Consider the following 20,693-nt stretch of genomic DNA (forward strand, 5'->3'; position numbering starts at 1 on the left):
ATATCATGCAGTTGGGGGATTGTGTATTGAAACCCAGAAAAAGCTCTCATAGTGTTTTTAGCGTTCACTTACATCTAGTTTTTGTCACTCATTATCGGAGAAAAGTATTAACAAAAGAAATGATTGTAAGACTAGGAGAAATGTTAGAACAAGTAGCAAAAAAGTTAGATTGCTTTATCTTAGAATTTAACGGTGAACCAGACCATGTACATATTTTGCTAGACTTGCATCCTAAAAATGCTATCTCCACAGTCGTCGCTTGTCTAAAAAGCTCAACGGCTAGAATGCTAAAAAAGGAATTTCCTCAAGAAGTAAAAAAATACTATTGGGGGAAAGTGTCTTTCTGGTCTGGTTCTTATTACGTAGCTAGTACGGGTGGTGCGACTATCGAAAAGCTCAAAGAATATATAAAAAATCAGGAAGGGGGAAAATAAAATTAGGTGTTGCTATCCTTCCCCAATCCGCTTACACCTGAGATTGGGGACTGCCGCAACGGACGTTCAATTTTTATTTTTAATTCTTAATTCTTTCCATGACTAATTGCTAATATTACTAATAGCTAATTCTTTATCTCCTTCATGGACTGTTTTAACCCATTTTAAACGTTTTTGACGAATAGACATTCTTCCAGTGGTAACGGGCATTACAATAAACCAATGAGTCATATATATCATGCCTAGGATACTCTTTTGTATCAGTTGTAAGTAATCAGCAAATTTGTATTCTTTCTCTGGGTTAGTACGTTTTAAGCCGATAATCATACCCCAAAAGGCAAGAAAGAGGGTTAAACTACTCAAAGGTGCAATTAAGGGATAAGTATGATGAGTTGTCACCATAATTAAATCGGGAATGGCGGCGGTAGGAAAGATATACTGCACCATGAAAAAATATAGCAGATCGAATTTTTTTTGCCAGTTGAGGCGGTTACTGATAATAAAGCGCCAATAGTCAAGATAGCGTTGATAGCCTCCTTCTGCCCAACGACTTCTTTGATGCCAAAGTGCGATCGCACCTTTAACTCCTTCTTCTTCTACGGCAGGATGTTCTAAAATACCTATATCCCAATGATCAAGGTGTAAACGAATAGTTAAGTCTAAATCATCGGTGATGGTTTCCTCGTTCCAACCGCCACAACTTTCTAGGGCTAATCGACGCACAAACTGCCCATTTCCTCTTAATTCTCCCATACCACCACAAGCGATTCTTTGTTGCTGAAAGTAGCTATCTAAAGCCATTTCCACCGATTGCCCTTTTGTCCAAAAATTATCGTTACTATTGGAAATAGATTTTCTGACTTGAATCGCCCCTATTCTTTCCTCGGTAAATAAAGGTACAGTTTTTAAGAGAATATCACGAGGAATAATAGCATCAGCGTCAAATACTCCCACTATTTCCCCCTTGGTTTGTAAAAATGCCTGATTTAAAGCTCCAGACTTGCCTCCTTTGGCACTAGCATCACGGTGCAAAACTTTTAATTGGGGATATTCCTGCTTTAATTCATCTAAAATAATACCAGTGCGATCGCTACTATTGTCATTAATTACCCAAAAATCGTACAAATGGCGAGGATAGTCCACATTTGCCAACATTTTCACTAACTTAGCCACCACTGCTTCTTCATTCTTTGCCGATACCATTAAAGAAACATAGGGTAATTTTTCCAACTCAGGGGTTTTTATCGTAGGAGAAGCCACAAACATTAACCTTAAAGCCTGAATGGTGACAAAAATCCCTAAAATCGCTATGATCCAGACACTCCAAGAAACAAGATGGAGAGTTACCGTCACAATCCAGATAATACCCAAAGCAAAAGCGGCTTTCTTTCGCCTTCCCGACAATCCCTGAAAAAAGTCACTTCTAAATTCCTCTTCTTCCATTTCTGGGTCAGAAAACTCATCTATAAAGGAAGTGATGGGATCTAATTCTTGATTTTCGTAGTTATCTTGGTGATTATTTGGCATCATTGTTTGAGTAATGAGTAATGAGTAATGAGTAGGAAGTGGGAAAATTAAATAAAATTAATTATTAACCTGACACCCGAAACCTGAAACCTCTATTCTTAATTCTTTAAATGTTTTTCATTCTGGCACTAGAGCGCGATCGCACGGAGGGGGTTTTCAGGGGTTGATTACCGCCTTCTGGAGTCTTCTGTTGTTTTGCTTTTGCCGCACTACGTCTTAAAGCCTGTAAACGCTCCTCATATTTCTTGCGTTGACTACGGTTAGGAGTTTGCTCTATTAAAGTTTTAAAAGCACTTCCTAGACTTTGATAGGCATTTTTTAAGGTGTATCCGAAACGAGTGGCAATTTGAATCGCTTTTTCATCGGCTTCAATAGCTTCTTTTAGGTTTTTCTCCCCATTATTTTTCTGCCAGAGACGATAACCAGAAATACCACACAAAGCCAAAGCTAAAAGCAACAATAAACCATCTTGTACCCATAACTCCCCTACAGCACCGCCTAAACCAATAGCTAACGCCGCCATTTCCCATCCTTCTTTGGGAATCGTATCATTTTGAATTCGGGCTACTTCATGCCAGAATAAGAGATTACGTTGATCTATCGCTAAGTTTTCCCATTTTGCCAAATCAATTTGAATTTCTACCTCATCCTTCCCTAATTCTTCTGTGCGAACTAAAGGAGGATTGACTTCTGTAGAGGCTTCAATCATCACCCAACTTTGTAACTCAGGCGGTAGTAACGTTTTCAACCTTCTCAGTTCATTCATTTCAGCCCTTGCAGAGGAAGTTGTATAAGAAGTCATATAAATATTTACTCTCTAAAATATATAATTTTCGATAAACTATGATTTTACTGACTCAGGGTCAATTTTTAATTATTTCCTGAGATAAAATCAATTTTTATTCTATGCTAGTCCTAATAAAGTTTAATTGCCAATTTTAACATGGAACGTGGTTTACTCTGGTTGCCGTTACTCGTGCTATTCTTTTGGTTAGCGTGGAGTGGTAAAAAAGAATATGATAAAGTTCAGGCTTATCAAGCATGGGCAGAACAATTTGATAAGTCCAAATATGACATTTATTCAGTGTTGGGGAAAAAAGGTGATTTAATCACTATTGGTATTCCCACTAACCAAGGAATAAAAGAGCAAAAAACTTTTTCTCTACAGAATTTATCCCAATTGAATCTATTAGTTAAAAATCAAGTCGTTGATGTAGATAATCTACCGGAAAAAGGAGAAGCAACTCTCCAGTTTAGTTTAAAGGAAAATCAAACTATTGATGTACCTTTTACCGATATTAATATTGCCAGTCAGTGGTTAAAGTATTTAAAAAAATTAATAATTTAACCTGAGAATATCAGTTCTTGCTTAGAAAAGGTATCAGGTTGCAGGTGTCAGATGTCAGGGGAAATAAAAACTATGATATTTTTCAAGGGAATGGGGAGAGATTTATGCTTTAAGGTTATCGTCTCTATTTTAGAGAAATATCCAATGTGTGTTACAATCTTGATTATCTTGAAAACTAAAGAAATTTTAACATGAGTACAATCATAGAAAACGATTTAAAAGAACTTAAGGATTTAATTAATCTTAAGTTTCAGCAAATGGATTCAAGATTCGATCATATGGAAGCCAAAATTGATAAATTAGAAGCTAATTATATCAGTCTTGATAAAACTGTTACTAAGATTGAAGCTAAAATTGATACGATGAAGCCCGTTTTCGATAAAATACCTGAATTATCAGAAAAGATAGGAGAATACAAAAATTGGAAACAAATATCAATTATTCTCTTAACAGGGTTTTTGACTTCTGTTTTTTGGGCATTTAGAAATACGCCTAATTTTTAAGTTTTTCAATGGTTTAACAAAAAGACTACTGATTGATTTCTGTGGTGTTTTTTGGTTTTAGATAGAGAGATTTTTAGAGATTTTTGTATTTTATAATAGGCGAAGACGTATTTAGTTTAAATTTTTTATTGATTTGATTCTTGAAAATGACTGACAGTCTTAACTCTTCCCTTTTCCCTACCATCACCAGTAAACTTAAATGTAAATTAGCCTAATTGAAATGCAAATTAGCTTAATTGATAATCATGGACAGAAATAAGAAAATCATCGTTATAGGTGCAGGATGGGCAGGTTTAGGGGCAACTTATCACCTTGTTAAACAAGGTTTTGATGTTACTTTACTAGAAGCCTCCTCCCATGCAGGAGGATTAGTAGCTGGTTGGAAAACCGCACAGGGTAAGAGTGTAGAAGCTGGAATACACGGCTTTTGGTATCCCTACCGTAATATTTTCCATCTGGTGAAAGAACTAAATTTAGAGCCTTTTACCGCCTTTACTCAATCTAATCAATATTCTCCCTACGGCTTAGAAACCACTTCCCCTATTTTTCAAAATCAACCCTATTTGCCCTCCCCTTTAGGTACTTTTGTCTATCCCCAATTCCATCGTTTACCATTGTGCGATCGCATCTCTGCGTTACCTTTGATGTATGCAGTAATAGATTTTGATAATTCAGAAGAAGCATGGAGAAGATACGATAAAATCACCGCAAGGGAGTTATTTAGACAATACGGAGTCTCATCCCGTTTATATCATGAATCCTTTGAACCAATGTTGTTGGTAGGTTTGTTTGCACCCGGAGAGCAGTGTAGCGCGGCGGCGGCGTTGGGGATGTTGTATTATTTTATCTTGGCACATCAGCCCGATTTTGATGTGGTTTGGTGTCGTGGCACAGTGGGAGAGAAAATTTTTCAACCTTGGATAGAGGAAATTGAGAAATTAGGAGGAAAAGTCGTCACGAATCAGAGAGTAACCGATATTCTAGTTGACGAGCGGGGGTTAGCCACTGGGGTAGTTTGTTCTGATAACGTCTATGAAGCTGATAGTATTATTTCTGGGGTAAGTGTTTCGGGTATCAAAAAAATCGTTAGCAGTAGTAAGTCTCTTAACCGTTATCAGCAGTTTAGAAACCTTAATAACTTAGGTGGCATCGATGTTTTAGCCGTCAGACTGTGGTTTGATAAAAAAGTGAATATTCCTCAACCTTCTAACGCTTGTTTTGGGTTCGATCGCACTACGGGTTGGACATTCTTCGATCTTAATGCTCTTCATGATCAATATCAAGGGGAAAAAGGAAGCGTTGTAGAAGTAGATTTTTACCACGCCAATCAGTTTTTATCTATGACAGATGATGCCATTGTTGAAAGAGTACATCAATATTTAAAAACTTGTTTACCAGAATTTGCGATGGCAGAAATTATCGATAGTAGCGTCATTAGGATACCTCAAGGAGTGACTCATTTTGCTCCCGGTAGCTATCAACACCTTTTAAAAGTGCAAACAGCTATTCCTAATTTATTTATGAGTGGTGATTGGATTATAACTAATCATGGTTCTTGGTCACAGGAAAAAGCCTATGTAACAGGTTTAGAAGCGGCAAATAAAGTAATAGAATATTTCCATCAGGGTAAACAAGCTGATATTATCCCTGTTCAAAAAGACGAACCTCATATAGAAATAGCTCGTATAATAAATAAAAATCTACGTCAAGTAACGGAAGGCTTTTTTCCTAATTTTTCTCTTTAGAAACCTTTGCCGCAAATTTATTAAGATGAATTGCTTAGATTACAATTTAAAAATATAGCTTATAATCACTTTTTTATTTATATTTATCATTATAAACTCTCTAAATATAGCAATGTTTAGTAAAAACAACCCTGATAAAAACCCAATGGCAACCTCTGAAATAGAGAACCTAACTAATGAGAATAATGAGGATTTATTTGATACGGAATTAGAAGAAATCGACTCTCCACCATTGGTTAAATTAGTGGAAAAAATTAGTGGTATTTTATCACCCTATTTTATTGTAATAGTTGGTTTATATTTATATGATAATAACTTTTTATTTGGTTCTATTTTAATCTTGATAGGTGTTTTATCTTTGCTGAAAATTTCCTATGAAGACGTTTTGGCATGGATCGAAAAAATTAAGGGGATGTTTAAAAGTTAGTTTTCTGAGTAATCAAAATTATTTTTATTCCCCTGTTTAATTATGTTATGTTGGGCTTTGATTTATTCAACCCAACCTATTTTTATTTACTTTATTCCACTGAAACTGCATCCACATCGACAGTTTTTTCTGTTGGTTTTTCTTCTTCTTTTTTCTGACTATTAAACACCATTTGGGTAACTTCGATCGCCATTATTGATAGTAGTAAAAAATCATCAATTTGTCCTGCCAAGGGGAATATATCGGGGGAAATATCAATAGGACTTAAAACATAAATTAATGTGCCAAGAATAATCCAATTACGATATTTAGGGTTACGAATAGCATTGCTATAAAGACTATAAATTGCTTGAGGGGTAATTTTCATAATATTTTAAAAGCCAGAAAAATTTTATTTCCATACTTCTATCATATATTAATCTCAAATCAGTTGGACAAAATGCGATCGCTCTTAAATGTAATAATCAAAGTATTTATAAAAATTACAAGGAACAAACTGAGAATTTTTGGAATCTTATTATCAATTGTCAGACAAGAATAAAGAAACATAATGAATATTGCCCTACCTTATTTTAAGAATTTATGGACACATCATCGTAATGTTGTTCCGATTTCCGAACCTCAAATTAAGATTAATCAATATTTTGCTGTTAAAAAAGAACAAATATTTCCTAAAAAATTAAAAATAGTTCTTTATTCTCATGACACGATGGGTTTAGGGCATAAAAGAAGAAATCAGCTAATCGCTCAAACTTTAGAAGAATCCGGTATTTCTGGCAATATTTTAATAATTAGTGGTATAGGAGAGGGTAATCAGTTTTTTTCTTCTTCTGCTATTGATTACTTAACTCTTCCTGCCTTATATAAGTCTAGTGATGGGGAATATCGGGCTAGGCATTTTGATATGTCTTTGAAACAAATTATTAAGATGCGATCGCAAATTATTTTAACAGCAATGAAGAATTTTCAACCAGATGTTTTTATTGTTGACAATGTGCCTAGGGGTGCAATCAATGAGTTGAATCCTATCCTTAAATATCTAAGAAAAAAGACAAAAACTAAATGTATTCTGGGTTTAAGAGATATTTTAGATGATCCTGATGTTATTAAAAATAGTTGGCAAAAAAATAATTATGAAGATGCCATTCGCAAATATTATGATCAAGTATGGATTTATGGGGATGAGCAAATTTATGACTCGATACAAGAATATACTTTTAGTCCTGATATAGCCAGTAAGTTGCACTATACAGGTTATTTAGATCAAACTGCTCGTATTCAATGGTATCAAAAACATCATCATAAAACAGATTTACATTTTCCGTCAAACTCTCTCGCTTTATGTATGGTGGGAGGAGGGCAAGACGGTGGAAATTTAGCTTTAGCTTTTGCTCAAAGTAAGTTACCAAAAAATACTTATGGTATTATTGTCACAGGTCCCATGATGCCTCCTTCTGTGCGGCAACAAATTCAGGAATATTGTGAAATGCCATCGCAAAATGGTGCAGTGCGATCGAATCTACAGGTATTAGAATATGTTAATGAACCCACCTTATTACTAAAAAAAGCCGATTGGGTAGTGTCAATGGGAGGATATAATAGCACCTGCGAAATACTTTCTTTTCAAAAACGGGCTTTAATAGTGCCACGAATTACCCCCCGCAAGGAACAATTAATTAGGACAGAAATACTAAACAAACTAGGTTTTGTCGATATGTTGCACCCCCAACAATTGAGTGCCGATGCCTTAAGTCAGTGGTTTAGACAAGAAAAAAAACACCATCCACAAACAGTAAATATAGATTTAGATGGGTTAAAAAAAATTCCGCAATTAATCACAGAAATTGTTAAAAAGAAGAAAAATTCTGCCAAAATTCTCTTAAAAACTTGAATAAATTCCCAATTTCTCATTGCTAATTAGGATTTGCTGAATGATTCAAAATCTTTACCTCAAGAGTTTTTTACCGTGAAACAGACATCTTGCCTATAAAAATTATAAGGTTCTTCAGAGTGTGGTTATGATAAATTAATAGAAAATAACTTCCATAACCTTTATTGAATAGTATTTATAGTAAAACTAAAACTAAAAGTTTATAAATTATTATTTAATAATCCCCCATTGCCTATTGCCTCTTGCCTGTTGCCTACCCTAACTAATAACTTACATACTCAAAGTGATAGAGCCAATTATAATTATTATTATCAGATTTATTAACAAATGTAGCAAAATAGCCATTTTTAAAGAATAAAAAGGCTACAATAAAGGCAAAATCAACCTAAAATAATCGAAAAGGGGGGAATCATGCTAGTAATTCTCCAAAAAGAACAGATTTTAAGCACGGATAGTGTGTGTCAAAATTGCTTATGGGCTAATCAACAAGGAAGCCCTCGTTGGCAAGGGGGAAAACTCAGTTGTGGTCATTGTTTAGGTACATCAGAACCAAGACAACCTCAATTATATGAATGTCAGATGGGGTTTCGTCTTGTTAATATCGTATAAATAAACATTGGTTAAAATCAAACACCTAATCTTAAATTTATGAATTGGCGAACCTCATCTACTGACTGGAAAGATAGACTTTTTGCATCTCTTGTTTATCTTTTCCCTCTTTACTACGCCCTAGAGTTTGGCAGTTTTTTATTTGGACAATTCCCTTTTTTACAATTAATTATCATACCTCTTTATCCTCTAATTTTGATCAATCAAATACCCTTTGGCGGTTTTATTCTATTTATTGTTTTATTTGCCGCCGTGGTGCGAAATGCCCGTATCAGTCATTTTATTCGCTTTAATACCATGCAGGCAATTTTAATCGATATTCTACTGATTCTCGTCGGTTTGGTTTTCAATGTCATTTTTAGAGGTTTAGGCACATCCTTGCTCACAGAAACTATCTCTAATGCACTATTTTTAGGTACTCTGGTAGCCTGTGGCTATGGTATTTTCCAGTCTGCTTCAGGTAAATATGCAGAAATGCCTACTATATCTGAAGCCGCCTATTCTCAAGTACCTTGGTAATGAGCTTAAGGTTGGGAGTTGCATTCAACAAATATTAAAGAAAAAATTTCTAAAATAAGGGCTTTAGCCCTCACTATAAATCTATATTAATAGATTAGTAATTATTTACTTTATTTCTTTATTCACTCCGTTGGACTAGCTTCAATAAAGTTGGTTAACTTGCCAATACTTTCAATTTCTACTGTTACTGAATCTCCCACTTGTAGAGGGGCAATGCCTTCTGGAGTACCTGTTAAAATCACGTCTCCGGGCAATAGAGTCATAATTTGAGAAATATAAGCAACTAATTCTTCAGGTGAAAAAACCATATCAGATAATAAAGCGGATTGCTTCGGCTCGTTTTCATCTTCATTGATATATGTTTGTATTCTTGCTCCTGAAGTCAATTCTCGCACAATCCAAGGACCTAGAGGGCAAAATGTGTCAAATCCTTTCGCTCTACTCCACTGTCCATCTTTTTTCTGTAAATCTCTAGCCGTTACATCATTGGCAATGGTATAACCCCAAATTTTATCTTTTGCATCTTCAATACTACAATTTTTGGTGCGATCGCCTATAATTAAAGCCAACTCTCCCTCAAAATCAACTCTTTGAGACTGTTTAGGATAAATAACCGCCTGTTCATGAGCAATAATAGCAGAAGGGGGCTTAAGAAAAATCAGAGGTTCTTTTGGTATATCTGAACCCATTTCTGCCGCATGAGCAGAATAGTTTTTGCCCACAGCCACAATTTTAGAGGGAGCACAGGGGGGCAGTAACCGATAATCGGATTCTTGTAAGATTAAATCTGTTACTTTTCCATTTAACCATGGTGGAGCATCTAAAACTTCTACAGTACGATTCAGTTGTAATCGACCATAATAGGTTTGTCCAGTAATGGTTTTTACCCTGACATAACGTTGTGCCATAATCGAAAAATAAAATGAATTAAAATTATATAATGAGAATGATTGTGCAATAAATTCTTTTCTGCTATAAATATATAAGCACTATTGTCCGAAAGTATCAATAAAAATATTTTTCAGATAGTAAATAGGACAACAAAAAACCTTGCTTCTGGTAATAAAAAGAAGCCTTTACAGTCCAAAAGGAGAAACTTACAAAAATGACCAATACCTATGAAATGATGTTTGTCTTGCGTCCTGATTTAACTCAAGAGCAAGTCAACGGGCAGATGCGCAAATATCGTGATTTCCTCAAAGAAAATGGAGCAGAAAAAGTATCCCTTGAAGTTTGGGGCAAACGTCGTCTAGCTTACCCTATTCAAAAATTTCAAGAAGGAATCTACATTCTAACCTACTATACAGGTGATGGTTCTCAAGTTGCCTCCATAGAAAGAGATATGCGCTTAGGAGAGGAAGTTTTACGTTATCTTACTATCAAATTAGATTCTGATTTCGACTTTGAAGAAAAAGATATTCCTTCCGCCCCTTCTACCGCTTCTGAATCACCCATTGAGTTACCAACTCCTGCGGCGGCTGATTCTTCTCCCACTGAAGAAAGTAGTGAGGAGGAAGTGGAAGTAGAAGAAACAGAAACACCTGTAGAAGCGTAATTTTCTCTTAGAGGATAAATTACTTGATTAAACAAGGTAAAGGATGGCGTATTGGTTGGAAACCAAATCCTTGCACTTATCAAGGATTATTAGGGGGCGAAGATTGGGCGATGGAGCTAACTTCTGCCGAAATGGCTGATTTTTGTCGTCTTTTACCAGAAATTAATCAAGCAGTAATTGATATAAGCGAACATCTCATGGATGAAGAAAAAATCGTCTGTGAGATGGAAAGTGAACTTTTGTGGTTAGGAGCAGAAGGATATCCTCAAAATTATTCCTTACGAGTTATTTTATCTCAAGGTAGATGTTGTGAAGGAACTTGGTCTGTCGAAGTTCTACCAGAGCTTTTAAAGGCTATACAGTCTTTTCACTTATTCTAACTTGACGACTTGTTCTTTTTTTATTATAATAGGATAATGTGATTAAACGGGGCGTAGCGCAGCTTGGTAGCGCACCACTTTGGGGTAGTGGGGGTCGTGGGTTCAAATCCCGCCGCTCCGATTTTTTGTTTTTAAGATAACCTAGCTTTTTAAGGTGGGGTTCAGCTTAGGAATATCAGATAAACTTGAGTTATTGGGGTTGAACATTGTTCAATCAATCCCCTGATAACCTGCAAAAATTAAAGAGAATCAGTATTGCTGATGCTGTCTTCTAAATCCTTTCTTTTTTCCATCTGGCAAAGAAAATAACCAGTCATCATCGCCGAAGCTAATAAATTCGCTAAATACTGTCTATCTGTGACAATTTGTACGTTAAATCCATCAGAGGGTAAAACTCCTAATAAACCTTGTACATTGTGAGTGATAATTTCTCTTACTTCTGGAGTTGCCGATTGGGCAACTCTTTCTAATGTTTCTGGATGTTGTTTTTGTAAATATTCAACTAATGTATTTTTGAGTGTTGTTTCTGATTCGCGCTGAAAAAAATTAGAATCAAATACCATTATTAATTTCCTCTGTTGGAATTTACGCCGTTACTCTTTGCTTTGTTAACAATATGATAATCTTTTTTTCTCTATTCTGTCGGCTAAATATATATCCACAAATTTATTTTTACTGGTTTATGATGAAGATATTGTTACAATAGTTAACAAAACTAGGCTCTCGACAAGATCTTGATCTTTCATGAGATATTCTAGCTCAGTTATTCTAATTGTTCTTGACCAAAGAGTATAGTAGAAACTTTTATGACTCAAACCATCACCCCTCCAGAAAGCAAAGAAAATCTTGATAATATTGATGACAATATCGTTAACATCCATGATAATCCTGTTGTTATCCCCGTAAAACATAAGGAAGATTTAGGTCCAGTGAGTGATATGTCTCCTGATAGTTGGCGGTATCACCCAGATATGATTATTGAATATTATCGTCAACGCCCTTTACAAGTATTCGGTAGATTATTAAATATTCTGTTTCCATTTCTGTCTTTCTTGTTGGATGGTTGGTGGGATGGTTTTTGGGGAAATACGAAAAAAAATGAATTGAAGCGAGCGGTAAAATTAAGAAAAATTCTGACAAAATTAGGTCCTGCTTATATAAAAATAGGCCAAGCATTGTCCACACGCCCTGATTTAGTTCCTCCTAAATATTTGGATGAATTAACCAGATTACAGGATCAGCTACCTCCTTTTCCCAATGAAATTGCCTATCAGTTTATCGAGGAAGAATTGGGGGCAAAACCTCAAGAAGTTTATGCGGAAATTTCTGAACATCCCATCGCCGCCGCTTCTTTAGGACAAGTATATAGAGGAAAATTACATTCAGGGGAGGAAGTAGCGATAAAAGTACAGCGCCCTGATTTAGTAAGACGTATCACCCTTGATATTTATATTATGAGGTCGATCGCATCTTGGATCAAAGAAAATGTCAAAAAAATTCGCTCAGACTTAGTCGCAATTACCGACGAGTTAGCCGCCCGTATCTTTGAGGAGATGAATTATTTACAAGAAGGGGAAAATGCGGCTCGATTTAAAGAATTATATGGACATATTCCCGAAATCTACGTACCGAAAATTTATTGGGAATACACCGGGCGCCGAGTCTTAACGATGGAATGGATTAATGGCACAAAATTAACCAAAATCAAAGAAATTGAAGCTCAAGGCATCAACGCCACAGGATTGGTAGAGATAGGGGTACAATGTTCCTTACAACAACTATTAGAACATGGATTCTTTCATGCTGACCCTCACCCCGGTAATTTATTAGCAATGGAAGACGGTAAACTGGCTTATCTCGATTTTGGGATGATGAGTACGATTTTACCCTATCAACGATATGGCTTAATTGATGCAGTGGTACACCTTGTAAATCGTGATTTTGAAGCTCTCGCTCAAGATTATGTAAAATTAGACTTTTTAACTCCCGACACAGACTTAACGCCCATTATTCCAGCCCTAGCAAACGTTTTTAACAATGCCCTTGGTGCTAGTGTGGCAGAACTCAATTTTAAGCGAATCACAGACGAAATGTCGGCAATGATGTACGAATTTCCTTTCCGAGTACCAGCTTACTATGCTTTAATTATTCGCTCAATGGTGACATTGGAAGGTATCGCTATTAATATAGATCCCAATTTTAAAGTATTAAGTAAAGCCTATCCCTATGTTGCCAAAAGACTATTAACAGATCAATCTCCTGAGTTAAGAAAATCCCTGAAAGATTTGTTATTTAAAGATGGTAGTTTCCGTTGGAATCGTCTGGAAAATTTATTAAGAAATGCCAAAGATTCCCCTGATTATGATTTTGACAGAGTAATTAACCAAGGCTTAGATTTTTTGTTATCGGAAAGAGGTGAGTTTATCAGAGAAAGATTAGCCGATGAAATAGTTAATTCTTTAGATAACTTTGGACAAAAAACATGGATTAATATTTCTACCACCGTGCGAGAAACTCTTGGTTTCAATAATGGCTCATCGGTAGATCATAATAATGGTAATGGTAGAAACGGGAATCATAATAATGGCAGTAATGATGAATCTTTTGAAAGATTGATGAATATTGTTAAAATCCTTCAAGAAACTGATGGATATGATCCTTTAAAATTAATTCCCGTAGTCACGAATATTATTCAGAATAAAGAAACTCAAAAATTGGGACAGAAAATAGCTGGAGGTTTAGCAGAAAAAGCAACGGCAAGGTTAATTCGTAGTTTATTACTAGAGTCGAATAATGGTAATAACTATAATGGCAATGGTAAAAATGGGGTTAAAAATAATCCTCAATATTCTTTACCTAGTGCAAGAAAATAAAGACTCTCTTACTTTGAGTAAGTTAGGATATATCCAAATCATAAGGGGCGGTAGGTAGCTAGTTAACCTGAGTTTTGGATAAGCTGAAAGCATCCCAACTCGTAGTCAGAAAACCTTATAGCTTCTTAGAAATAACGATAAAATTGCCTTAACCCGAACTGAAGTGAAATATATTCAACCCCTACCACCCCAAAACCCTAAACCCCTACTTCCCCCTCTCACCCTCTCCCCTCATCTCCTCATCACCCTAACACCTGCAACCTGACACCTGACACCTAACCTTATCGGATATTCTTAAACCGAACGAAGGTTAGTTATCGGAATAAATCCGCTAGCAAAACCAAAAAATTTACACTGGACTAGCTTTAATTTTACTCAACTTGTTGAATTTGAAAATCTATATTTTTTTGCTGTTCAACTTTACTAATTAATTTATTTATAGATTGGCTTGATATTCCCCAACTTAAATTACTCATATTTTTTACTTGATTTTCGGGGATGTCATTTCCATTTTGATAAATATAAGGATTACCTAAAGGGGGATATTTTCCTAAACCATTAATACCTATTAGTTGACCTTGTAAATTGAGAATTGAGCCTCCACTCATACCACTATGAACATTATTTGTATAACCAATTTGGTAGCCTCCGATTAAAGGCTTTGGTAAAACTTGGCTTAAATTTCCGAAAGTGTATTTAATGTTTTCTGATTGTTTTAAGTTGTCTTGAAAAGGAAATCCACTAGCTAAAATTAATTCATTTTTCTTAGGTATATAATTATTTTTGATATTGATAGTTTGATATTGTTCTTGACTTTCAAAAGTTAATAAAGCTAAATCATCAACTATTAAATTATCATTATTTTGCCAAATAACTTCCCCTTTATAAATTTTTCCTGTGTGAGTTTGAATTTGATAATTAATTTCTTTGTTATCAACTACATGGTTGTTTGTTAATACTAAATAACTATTTTTTCTTTGACCAATTATTACTCCTGAACCACCTATTTCATGGTCATCAATATTTGCAAAAACTCTAACATTTACTAATTTTGCTATTTCTTTTAATTCTGTTTGATTAAGACTTTTTTTTGGTATTTTACTATTTTTACCTATCTCTTTTATTTTCGTTTCGAGGGTTTTATGTTGGGTAGTTTTCTGCTCTTGGATAATGAAAGTGAGGGTAAAGAAAAGGAAAAATGCGATCGCCCATAACTGCCATTTTTGACGAAATACCTTAATAAATAGCTGGTTTACGGGCAACATAGAGGGAGTTTAACCAAAAAAGATAATGCCATTTTAACATTGTAAACTCATCTTAAACAGAGAACCCATATCAGCAAAAAAAAAACTTAATTTGCCCAATTCCATCAAAAGACTTTTTCAGAAAACCCTCAACATATCTTATTCATAGCATTATATTCTCGTAGATTTTAAATAATGCAACAGATGAGTTATAACCCTAATCTTAGAATGATGATTTAGAATAAAATTAGTCTAAAGTAATATAGAAAATATAGTTAAAATAAAGGTCAAAGTAATTATGGGAATTTTTGATCGCATCAGTAGGGTAATAAGAGCAAATGTCAATGATATGATTGATAAAGCTGAAGATCCCGAAAAGGTTTTAGAGCAGAGTATCCGTGAAATGGGCGATGACCTCGTTAAAATGCGTCAAGCTGTAGCACAAGCGATCGCCTCTCAAAAAAGAACAGAACAACAGTACCAGAAAAATCTAAGCGAAGCCAATACATGGCAACAAAGAGCGCAATTAGCTTTATCAAAAGGAGAAGAGGGTTTAGCAAGAGAAGCGTTAGTGAGAAAGAAAACCCATGCTGAAACTGCCGCTACTTTAAAAGCACAATTAGATAGTCAAGTGCAACAAATTGATGCCCTTCGTCGTAATTTAACCGCTTTAGAGAGCAAAATTTCAGAAGCAAAAACGAAGAAAGATATGCTTAAAGCTCGTATTAGTGCGGCAAAAGCAAATAAACAGCTACAAAGTACCATCAGCAATATTAACAGTAGTTCCGCCATGTCTGCCTTTGAGCGCATGGAAGAAAGAGTAATGCTAGAAGAAGCAGAAGCAAGTGCTGTAGGAGAATTAGCGGGAATGGGAGAGGATTCCAAATGGGCATCCTTAGAAGGTGGCACGGCGGTAGATGATGAATTAGAAGCCTTGAAACGTCAATTATCTGGTACTCCTGAACCCAGTACTGCTTTACCTGCTGGTAATGAGATTATTGATGGTGAAACAGTTTCTAGCAATACACCTCCCATTGATGATGAGTTGGAAAAATTAAGAGCGGAATTAAGAAAAAGCTAATTATTTTATGGGGTTTTAGGGGATTGGAAAGAAATAAGTAATGAGTAGTAATGAGTTCGGGGTTTGGAGTTAGGTAGGGGCGAATGGCCATTCGCCCGTACATTAGAAGTTATTAATTATCAACTATTTACCTTTGCCTTCCCCCATATTTAGGAGGGATAGAGGGGGATTTGCGTTTTATCCTTTCTAATTACAACTGTCTATAGCAAAACAAGTCAATGATTAAACTTTATCTTATACTATGGAATAGTTAAAAATATTGATGGCTTTTATATGACGATTTTAAATAAAAATAAGGGAAAAAATCATTGGTTATTAAAACTTAATAAACTTTTCTTGAATATTGCAATATTAACTATTATTCCTTTTTTATTTCAGACTTTGCCTCTTTTAGCATTGGATCTACAAATTGGTATTGTGCAAAGATTTGGAGAAGAATTAGAAGATGAAATAACTTTAACAAGTATTGGTGAGGATAATTTAAAACTAACTTTTACAGATAATCTCACTGGGGAAAATAAGTCTTTAACTACTAAGCAATTAAAATTAGACATCATACCCCAGCCTTTACCCCACAAATACATTGAAGAAAGATTAATATTAGGGGATCATGGTACGTTTGAAACAGCAGAAGATGATGCCAATAATTGGAGGGAATTAGGTATTGATGTGGAGATAACTCAACCCGGGCGTTGGCAGGTATGGGCAAAGCGTGGCACTTACAACACTCCTTTTTTGAGACGATTATTATTAGAACAGTTACAAGAAGCAGGTTATAGTAATGTCTATATTGAAACAGCTATTTTATTAGAAAAGCCAGAGGTTTCTTTTTCGGTGGGGGAGAATACCTATCAAGTAAATTTTTTAAAAATCAGTAGCAATCAAGGATTAATAGAAATTAAGGAAGGAAAAGACGGCAAAAATCGCAAATATGGAGGCAATTTTACACTTCAGCCCAATTCCTATGGCAATTATACTTTGGTTAATAAAGTTGATATAGAAACCTATTTACGGGGAGTTGTGCCTCACGAAATCGGTAGCAATGCACCCTTAGCCGCCGCTCAAGCTCAAACTATTATTGCTCGAACTTACGCCCTACGCAACACAAGAAGGTTTGCGGCTGATAATTATGAACTTTGTGCAAATACCCATTGTCAAGTTTATTATGGTTTAAGTGGTACATCCAAAATAGCAGATCAGGCGATCGCATCTACAAAAGGATTAGTATTAACGTATGAAAATGAATTAGTGGATGCTTTATATTCTTCTACCACAGGGGGAATAACCTCTAATTTTACAGATATTTGGAATGGAGAAAATCGCCCTTATCTAAAATCCGTGATTGATTCACCGCAACAAGTGTGGAATTTAAGTCAACAAAGTCTTGAGTCTGAAGATAATTTTCGTAAGTTTATCTCTTTAGAAAAAGGCTTTAATGAAACGGGTAGAAGTTTATTTCGTTGGCAAAAACAAAGTAGCATCACAGATTTAACTAAAGATTTGCAAAAATATTTAACCCGAATAAAACATCCTCTTGTAGATATAAAAGAAATTCAATCCATGAAAATAACAGAGCGATCGCCCTCTGGTAGAATCTTAAAGTTAGATGTAAAAACTGACTTAGGAGTTATTACCCTAGAAAAAAATGAAGTCAGAAGCGCCTTCGCCCCCCCTAGAAGCACCTTTTTTTACTTAGAACCTATTTATGATAAAAACAAAAAATTAACAGCCTATCAATTCATAGGCGGTGGTTTTGGTCATGGAGTAGGACTAAGTCAATTTGGCAGTTATAATCTTGCTAAGCTAGGTTGGACTGCGGAAAAAATATTACAATTTTATTATCCCGGAACACAAGTTCAACCTTTAAAAGATAATCAGGCAATCAACAGCAACTAAATTAAACCAGAAACCTATCTAAATCGCATATTCTTATATCGAACTTAGGTAATCTCAATTCTGGATAAATTTTTATAGAGAGTGATTGAGAAAAGGGCAATGGGCAAACCCCCCTTGTTTAAGAGGGAGTAATAAGTAACGAGCAATGAGTAATGAGTTTTGATAATTTATTATGATTAATTGATTGTTTCAAGATTTTTTATTCTGACTTAAAATCTGCAAGTCAAAAATCTCCCCATCTCCCTCTCCCCTTATCCCCCGCTCTTTTTTCTTTCTCGAAAATGAAACAGCCCTGCCCTTTATCCCCCATCCCCTAACACCTGCAACCTGACACCTACTCTTATCTGATATTCTTAAACTGAACTGAGGTTAAGTAGGTAAATTAAAGACAATTTTTGTCATTCATGAAACATTACAAAGATTTATAATCCTTTACCTTAAAGCAAGAAAAGAAAAATTAAGACAAAATAAAGGAAAGTAGTCTTAACAATCTGACATATTAATCAATATATATTATAGGGAAAAAAGAATAATGCACATAAGTGAAATAACCCATCCCAATCAACTACATGGTTTATCAATTCGGCAGTTAGAAGACATCGCGCAACAAATCAGAGAAAAGCATTTAGAAACCGTAGCGGCAACAGGAGGACATTTAGGACCTGGTTTAGGGGTTGTGGAACTAACCATTGGCTTATATCAAACCCTAGATTTAGATCATGATAAGGTGATTTGGGATGTAGGACATCAGGCTTATCCCCATAAAATGCTCACAGGAAGATACCATGATTTTCATACTTTAAGACAAAAAGATGGCATTGCAGGGTACTTAAAACGCTGTGAGAACAAATTTGACCATTTTGGTGCTGGACACGCCTCTACAAGCATCTCAGCAGGGTTAGGAATGGCTTTAGCAAGAGATAGCAAAGGGGAAAATTTCAAAGTAGTTTCTATTATCGGTGATGGGGCGTTAACTGGAGGTATGGCATTAGAAGCCATTAATCACGCTGGGCATTTACCGAATACTAACTTAATGGTAGTCTTGAATGATAACGAAATGTCTATTTCTCCTAACGTGGGGGCGATTTCTCGTTATTTGAATAAAGTACGCCTATCTGACCCCATTCAGTTTATCACAGGTAATTTAGAGGAACAATTCAAGCATTTGCCTTTATTTGGTGATGGAGAAAATTTATCTGCTGAAATGAAAAATCTGAAAGAGGCGATGAAACGTCTAGCAATGCCCAAGGTTGGTGCAGTCATTGAGGAATTAGGCTTTACTTATTTTGGTCCCATTGATGGTCACAATTTGAGCGAATTGATTGATACTTTCAATAAAGCCCATAAAGTGAAAGGTCCTGTTTTAGTTCATGTGGCAACGGTAAAAGGCAAGGGTTATGCTTTGGCAGAAAAGGATCAAGTGGGTTATCATGCTCAAAATCCCTTTAATTTAGCTACAGGGAAACCAATCCCTTCTAATAAACCCAAACCCCCTAGTTACTCGAAAGTTTTTGCTCATACTTTAACTACTTTGGCGGCAAATAATCCCAAAATTGTAGGTATTACGGCGGCAATGGCTACGGGTACAGGTTTAGATAAGTTACAACAAAAATTACCTGATCAATATATTGATGTAGGAATTGCAGAACAACACGCTGTTACTTTAGCCGCAGGTTTGGCTTGTGAGGGAATGCGCCCTGTCGTTGCTATTTATTCTACTTTCTTACAACGGGCTTATGATCAAATTATCCATGATGTGTGCATTCAAAAATTACCTGTATTTTTCTGTTTAGACAGAGCGGGTATTGTGGGTGCAGATGGTCCTACTCATCAGGGTATGTATGATATTGCTTATTTACGTTGTATCCCCAATATGGTGATTATGGCACCTAAAGATGAAGCGGAAATGCAACGAATGATTGTCACTGGTATTAATTATACTGAAGGTGCGATCGCAATGCGTTATCCTCGTGGTAGTGGTATTGGTGTACCTTTAGCCGAGGAAGGTTGGGAAGAATTGGAAATTGGCAAGGGCGAAATTTTACGTCAGGGAGATGATATTTTATTGCTTGGTTATGGTTCAATGGTAAATACTGCCATGCAAACTGCTGGTATTTTAAGTGAACACGGAATCGAAGCAACTGTGGTTAATGCACGTTTTGTTAAACCCTTAGACAAAGAGTTAATTTTACCTTTAGCAGAAAAAATTGGTAAAGTTGCCACCCTCGAAGAAGGTTGTTTGATAGGTGGTTTTGGTTCAGCAGTGGCGGAAGCCCTAACAGAAGCGGAAGTTATGGCAAAATTAAAACGTTTTGGTGTACCTGATATTTTAGTAGATCATGCCAAACCCGATCAATCTTTTGCTGATTTAGGCTTAACTGCACCTCAAATTTCTGAGCAAATTCTCTCCTCTTGGTTTGCGGAAAAACCTGCAGTTGTTGCTAGTTAATCTTTATTAGAGGTGTTGAAAAAGTGTTTTGGTGAGGATAGGTGGCAGGTTGCAGGTTTCAGGTGTCAGGTGTCAAGTTTGACTGTTTTAATTAATTACTAATTACTAATTACCTATTGCCTATTGCCTATTGCCTATTGCCCTTTTGAAATCTATTTACTATTCACTATTGCCTTATCCTACATTCCTAATTCCTTTAGCTAATTGTTTTG

General features: G+C 35.5%; 20 protein-coding genes and 1 tRNA gene. 15 read left to right on the forward strand and 6 right to left on the reverse strand.

Going from position 1 to position 20,693, the window contains the following annotated elements:
• Positions 1-5: 5 nt before the first annotated feature.
• Positions 6-434, forward strand: coding sequence for an IS200/IS605 family transposase (gene tnpA / locus CYAN10605_RS00270; protein WP_015217945.1), 429 nt, complete (start codon positions 6-8; stop codon positions 432-434).
• Between the two features lie 102 nt (positions 435-536).
• Here the strand turns inward: tnpA and CYAN10605_RS00275 are convergent, their stop codons facing one another.
• Positions 537-1,961, reverse strand: coding sequence for a glycosyltransferase family 2 protein (locus CYAN10605_RS00275; protein WP_015217946.1), 1,425 nt, complete (start codon positions 1,959-1,961; stop codon positions 537-539).
• A gap of 106 nt (positions 1,962-2,067) precedes the next feature.
• Positions 2,068-2,763 carry a DUF3318 domain-containing protein gene (locus tag CYAN10605_RS00280; protein ID WP_015217947.1) on the reverse strand — a complete coding sequence of 232 codons (696 nt, stop codon included), beginning with the start codon at positions 2,761-2,763 and terminating at the stop codon, positions 2,068-2,070.
• A 141-nt stretch (positions 2,764-2,904) separates the two neighbouring features.
• On the opposite strand from CYAN10605_RS00280, the gene CYAN10605_RS00285 reads away from it, so the two are divergent.
• From CYAN10605_RS00285 to CYAN10605_RS00300, 4 genes are all read left to right on the forward strand, one after another.
• Positions 2,905-3,309 (forward strand): hypothetical protein, encoded by a 405-nt coding sequence (locus CYAN10605_RS00285; RefSeq protein WP_015217948.1) that lies wholly within the window; start codon positions 2,905-2,907, stop codon positions 3,307-3,309.
• Between the two features lie 191 nt (positions 3,310-3,500).
• Positions 3,501-3,812 (forward strand): hypothetical protein, encoded by a 312-nt coding sequence (locus CYAN10605_RS00290; RefSeq protein WP_015217949.1) that lies wholly within the window; start codon positions 3,501-3,503, stop codon positions 3,810-3,812.
• Between the two features lie 245 nt (positions 3,813-4,057).
• A complete protein-coding gene (locus CYAN10605_RS00295; protein ID WP_015217950.1) occupies positions 4,058-5,557 on the forward strand; it encodes a hydroxysqualene dehydroxylase in 1,500 nt (499 codons plus the stop codon).
• A 145-nt stretch (positions 5,558-5,702) separates the two neighbouring features.
• Entirely contained in the window at positions 5,703-5,984 is a 282-nt protein-coding gene (locus CYAN10605_RS00300; protein ID WP_241212789.1) for a hypothetical protein, read from the forward strand.
• A 91-nt stretch (positions 5,985-6,075) separates the two neighbouring features.
• Here the strand turns inward: CYAN10605_RS00300 and CYAN10605_RS00305 are convergent, their stop codons facing one another.
• Positions 6,076-6,351, reverse strand: coding sequence for a YkvA family protein (locus tag CYAN10605_RS00305; protein WP_015217952.1), 276 nt, complete (start codon positions 6,349-6,351; stop codon positions 6,076-6,078).
• 183 nt (positions 6,352-6,534) lie between these two features.
• Between CYAN10605_RS00305 and CYAN10605_RS00310 the strand changes: the two genes are divergently transcribed.
• The 3 genes from CYAN10605_RS00310 to CYAN10605_RS00320 all read left to right on the forward strand — a co-directional run bounded on the left by CYAN10605_RS00310 (position 6,535) and on the right by CYAN10605_RS00320 (position 9,003).
• Positions 6,535-7,875, forward strand: coding sequence for a glycosyltransferase family protein (locus CYAN10605_RS00310; RefSeq protein ID WP_015217953.1), 1,341 nt, complete (start codon positions 6,535-6,537; stop codon positions 7,873-7,875).
• Between the two features lie 411 nt (positions 7,876-8,286).
• Entirely contained in the window at positions 8,287-8,484 is a 198-nt protein-coding gene (locus CYAN10605_RS00315; protein WP_015217954.1) for a hypothetical protein, read from the forward strand.
• A gap of 39 nt (positions 8,485-8,523) precedes the next feature.
• Positions 8,524-9,003, forward strand: coding sequence for a Tic20 family protein (locus CYAN10605_RS00320; protein ID WP_015217955.1), 480 nt, complete (start codon positions 8,524-8,526; stop codon positions 9,001-9,003).
• Between the two features lie 122 nt (positions 9,004-9,125).
• Here CYAN10605_RS00320 and CYAN10605_RS00325 read toward each other — a convergent pair whose 3' ends face one another.
• On the reverse strand, positions 9,126-9,911 hold the full coding sequence (locus CYAN10605_RS00325) for a fumarylacetoacetate hydrolase family protein (RefSeq protein ID WP_015217956.1): 786 nt from the start codon (positions 9,909-9,911) through the stop codon (positions 9,126-9,128).
• Positions 9,912-10,108: 197 nt separating this feature from the next.
• Between CYAN10605_RS00325 and rpsF the strand changes: the two genes are divergently transcribed.
• The 3 genes from rpsF to CYAN10605_RS00340 all read left to right on the forward strand — a co-directional run bounded on the left by rpsF (position 10,109) and on the right by CYAN10605_RS00340 (position 11,059).
• The gene (gene rpsF, locus CYAN10605_RS00330; RefSeq protein WP_015217957.1) at positions 10,109-10,558 is read left to right on the forward strand and encodes a 30S ribosomal protein S6; all 450 of its coding nucleotides are present in this window, start codon (positions 10,109-10,111) and stop codon (positions 10,556-10,558) included.
• Between the two features lie 23 nt (positions 10,559-10,581).
• Positions 10,582-10,938, forward strand: a complete 357-nt coding sequence (locus CYAN10605_RS00335; protein ID WP_015217958.1) for a DUF1818 family protein — start codon at positions 10,582-10,584, stop codon at positions 10,936-10,938.
• A gap of 47 nt (positions 10,939-10,985) precedes the next feature.
• Positions 10,986-11,059: transfer RNA gene (locus CYAN10605_RS00340), tRNA-Pro, on the forward strand.
• Positions 11,060-11,177: 118 nt separating this feature from the next.
• On the opposite strand, the gene CYAN10605_RS00345 is transcribed toward CYAN10605_RS00340, so the two are convergent.
• Positions 11,178-11,501 carry a DUF760 domain-containing protein gene (locus CYAN10605_RS00345; RefSeq protein WP_015217959.1) on the reverse strand — a complete coding sequence of 108 codons (324 nt, stop codon included), beginning with the start codon at positions 11,499-11,501 and terminating at the stop codon, positions 11,178-11,180.
• Positions 11,502-11,744: 243 nt separating this feature from the next.
• On the opposite strand from CYAN10605_RS00345, the gene CYAN10605_RS00350 reads away from it, so the two are divergent.
• Positions 11,745-13,811, forward strand: coding sequence for an ABC1 kinase family protein (locus CYAN10605_RS00350; protein WP_015217960.1), 2,067 nt, complete (start codon positions 11,745-11,747; stop codon positions 13,809-13,811).
• A 371-nt stretch (positions 13,812-14,182) separates the two neighbouring features.
• On the opposite strand, the gene CYAN10605_RS00355 is transcribed toward CYAN10605_RS00350, so the two are convergent.
• Entirely contained in the window at positions 14,183-15,076 is an 894-nt protein-coding gene (locus CYAN10605_RS00355) for a S1 family peptidase (RefSeq protein WP_015217961.1), read from the reverse strand.
• Between the two features lie 277 nt (positions 15,077-15,353).
• Here CYAN10605_RS00355 and CYAN10605_RS00360 point away from each other — a divergent pair, with 277 nt between their 5' ends.
• The 3 genes from CYAN10605_RS00360 to dxs all read left to right on the forward strand — a co-directional run bounded on the left by CYAN10605_RS00360 (position 15,354) and on the right by dxs (position 20,481).
• On the forward strand, positions 15,354-16,136 hold the full coding sequence (locus CYAN10605_RS00360) for a PspA/IM30 family protein (protein WP_015217962.1): 783 nt from the start codon (positions 15,354-15,356) through the stop codon (positions 16,134-16,136).
• A gap of 273 nt (positions 16,137-16,409) precedes the next feature.
• Positions 16,410-18,032 carry a SpoIID/LytB domain-containing protein gene (locus CYAN10605_RS00365; protein WP_015217963.1) on the forward strand — a complete coding sequence of 541 codons (1,623 nt, stop codon included), beginning with the start codon at positions 16,410-16,412 and terminating at the stop codon, positions 18,030-18,032.
• Positions 18,033-18,564: 532 nt separating this feature from the next.
• Positions 18,565-20,481, forward strand: a complete 1,917-nt coding sequence (gene dxs, locus CYAN10605_RS00370; protein ID WP_015217964.1) for a 1-deoxy-D-xylulose-5-phosphate synthase — start codon at positions 18,565-18,567, stop codon at positions 20,479-20,481.
• Positions 20,482-20,693 lie beyond the last annotated feature (212 nt).

The sequence above is a fragment of the Cyanobacterium aponinum PCC 10605 genome (assembly GCF_000317675.1).
GTDB lineage: Bacteria > Cyanobacteriota > Cyanobacteriia > Cyanobacteriales > Cyanobacteriaceae > PCC-10605.

What these genes read in the sequence shown, in the direction of transcription:
- tnpA (WP_015217945.1), top strand. Translation starts at nt 6, where the DNA reads ATGCAGTTGGGGGATTGTGTATTGAAACCCAGAAAAAGCTCTCATAGT.
- CYAN10605_RS00275 (WP_015217946.1), bottom strand. Translation starts at nt 1,961, where the DNA reads ATGCCAAATAATCACCAAGATAACTACGAAAATCAAGAATTAGATCCC.
- CYAN10605_RS00280 (WP_015217947.1), bottom strand. Translation starts at nt 2,763, where the DNA reads ATGACTTCTTATACAACTTCCTCTGCAAGGGCTGAAATGAATGAACTG.
- CYAN10605_RS00285 (WP_015217948.1), top strand. Translation starts at nt 2,905, where the DNA reads ATGGAACGTGGTTTACTCTGGTTGCCGTTACTCGTGCTATTCTTTTGG.
- CYAN10605_RS00290 (WP_015217949.1), top strand. Translation starts at nt 3,501, where the DNA reads ATGAGTACAATCATAGAAAACGATTTAAAAGAACTTAAGGATTTAATT.
- CYAN10605_RS00295 (WP_015217950.1), top strand. Translation starts at nt 4,058, where the DNA reads ATGGACAGAAATAAGAAAATCATCGTTATAGGTGCAGGATGGGCAGGT.
- CYAN10605_RS00300 (WP_241212789.1), top strand. Translation starts at nt 5,703, where the DNA reads ATGGCAACCTCTGAAATAGAGAACCTAACTAATGAGAATAATGAGGAT.
- CYAN10605_RS00305 (WP_015217952.1), bottom strand. Translation starts at nt 6,351, where the DNA reads ATGAAAATTACCCCTCAAGCAATTTATAGTCTTTATAGCAATGCTATT.
- CYAN10605_RS00310 (WP_015217953.1), top strand. Translation starts at nt 6,535, where the DNA reads ATGAATATTGCCCTACCTTATTTTAAGAATTTATGGACACATCATCGT.
- CYAN10605_RS00315 (WP_015217954.1), top strand. Translation starts at nt 8,287, where the DNA reads ATGCTAGTAATTCTCCAAAAAGAACAGATTTTAAGCACGGATAGTGTG.
- CYAN10605_RS00320 (WP_015217955.1), top strand. Translation starts at nt 8,524, where the DNA reads ATGAATTGGCGAACCTCATCTACTGACTGGAAAGATAGACTTTTTGCA.
- CYAN10605_RS00325 (WP_015217956.1), bottom strand. Translation starts at nt 9,911, where the DNA reads ATGGCACAACGTTATGTCAGGGTAAAAACCATTACTGGACAAACCTAT.
- rpsF (WP_015217957.1), top strand. Translation starts at nt 10,109, where the DNA reads ATGACCAATACCTATGAAATGATGTTTGTCTTGCGTCCTGATTTAACT.
- CYAN10605_RS00345 (WP_015217959.1), bottom strand. Translation starts at nt 11,501, where the DNA reads ATGGTATTTGATTCTAATTTTTTTCAGCGCGAATCAGAAACAACACTC.
- CYAN10605_RS00350 (WP_015217960.1), top strand. Translation starts at nt 11,745, where the DNA reads ATGACTCAAACCATCACCCCTCCAGAAAGCAAAGAAAATCTTGATAAT.
- CYAN10605_RS00355 (WP_015217961.1), bottom strand. Translation starts at nt 15,076, where the DNA reads ATGTTGCCCGTAAACCAGCTATTTATTAAGGTATTTCGTCAAAAATGG.
- CYAN10605_RS00360 (WP_015217962.1), top strand. Translation starts at nt 15,354, where the DNA reads ATGGGAATTTTTGATCGCATCAGTAGGGTAATAAGAGCAAATGTCAAT.
- CYAN10605_RS00365 (WP_015217963.1), top strand. Translation starts at nt 16,410, where the DNA reads ATGACGATTTTAAATAAAAATAAGGGAAAAAATCATTGGTTATTAAAA.
- dxs (WP_015217964.1), top strand. Translation starts at nt 18,565, where the DNA reads ATGCACATAAGTGAAATAACCCATCCCAATCAACTACATGGTTTATCA.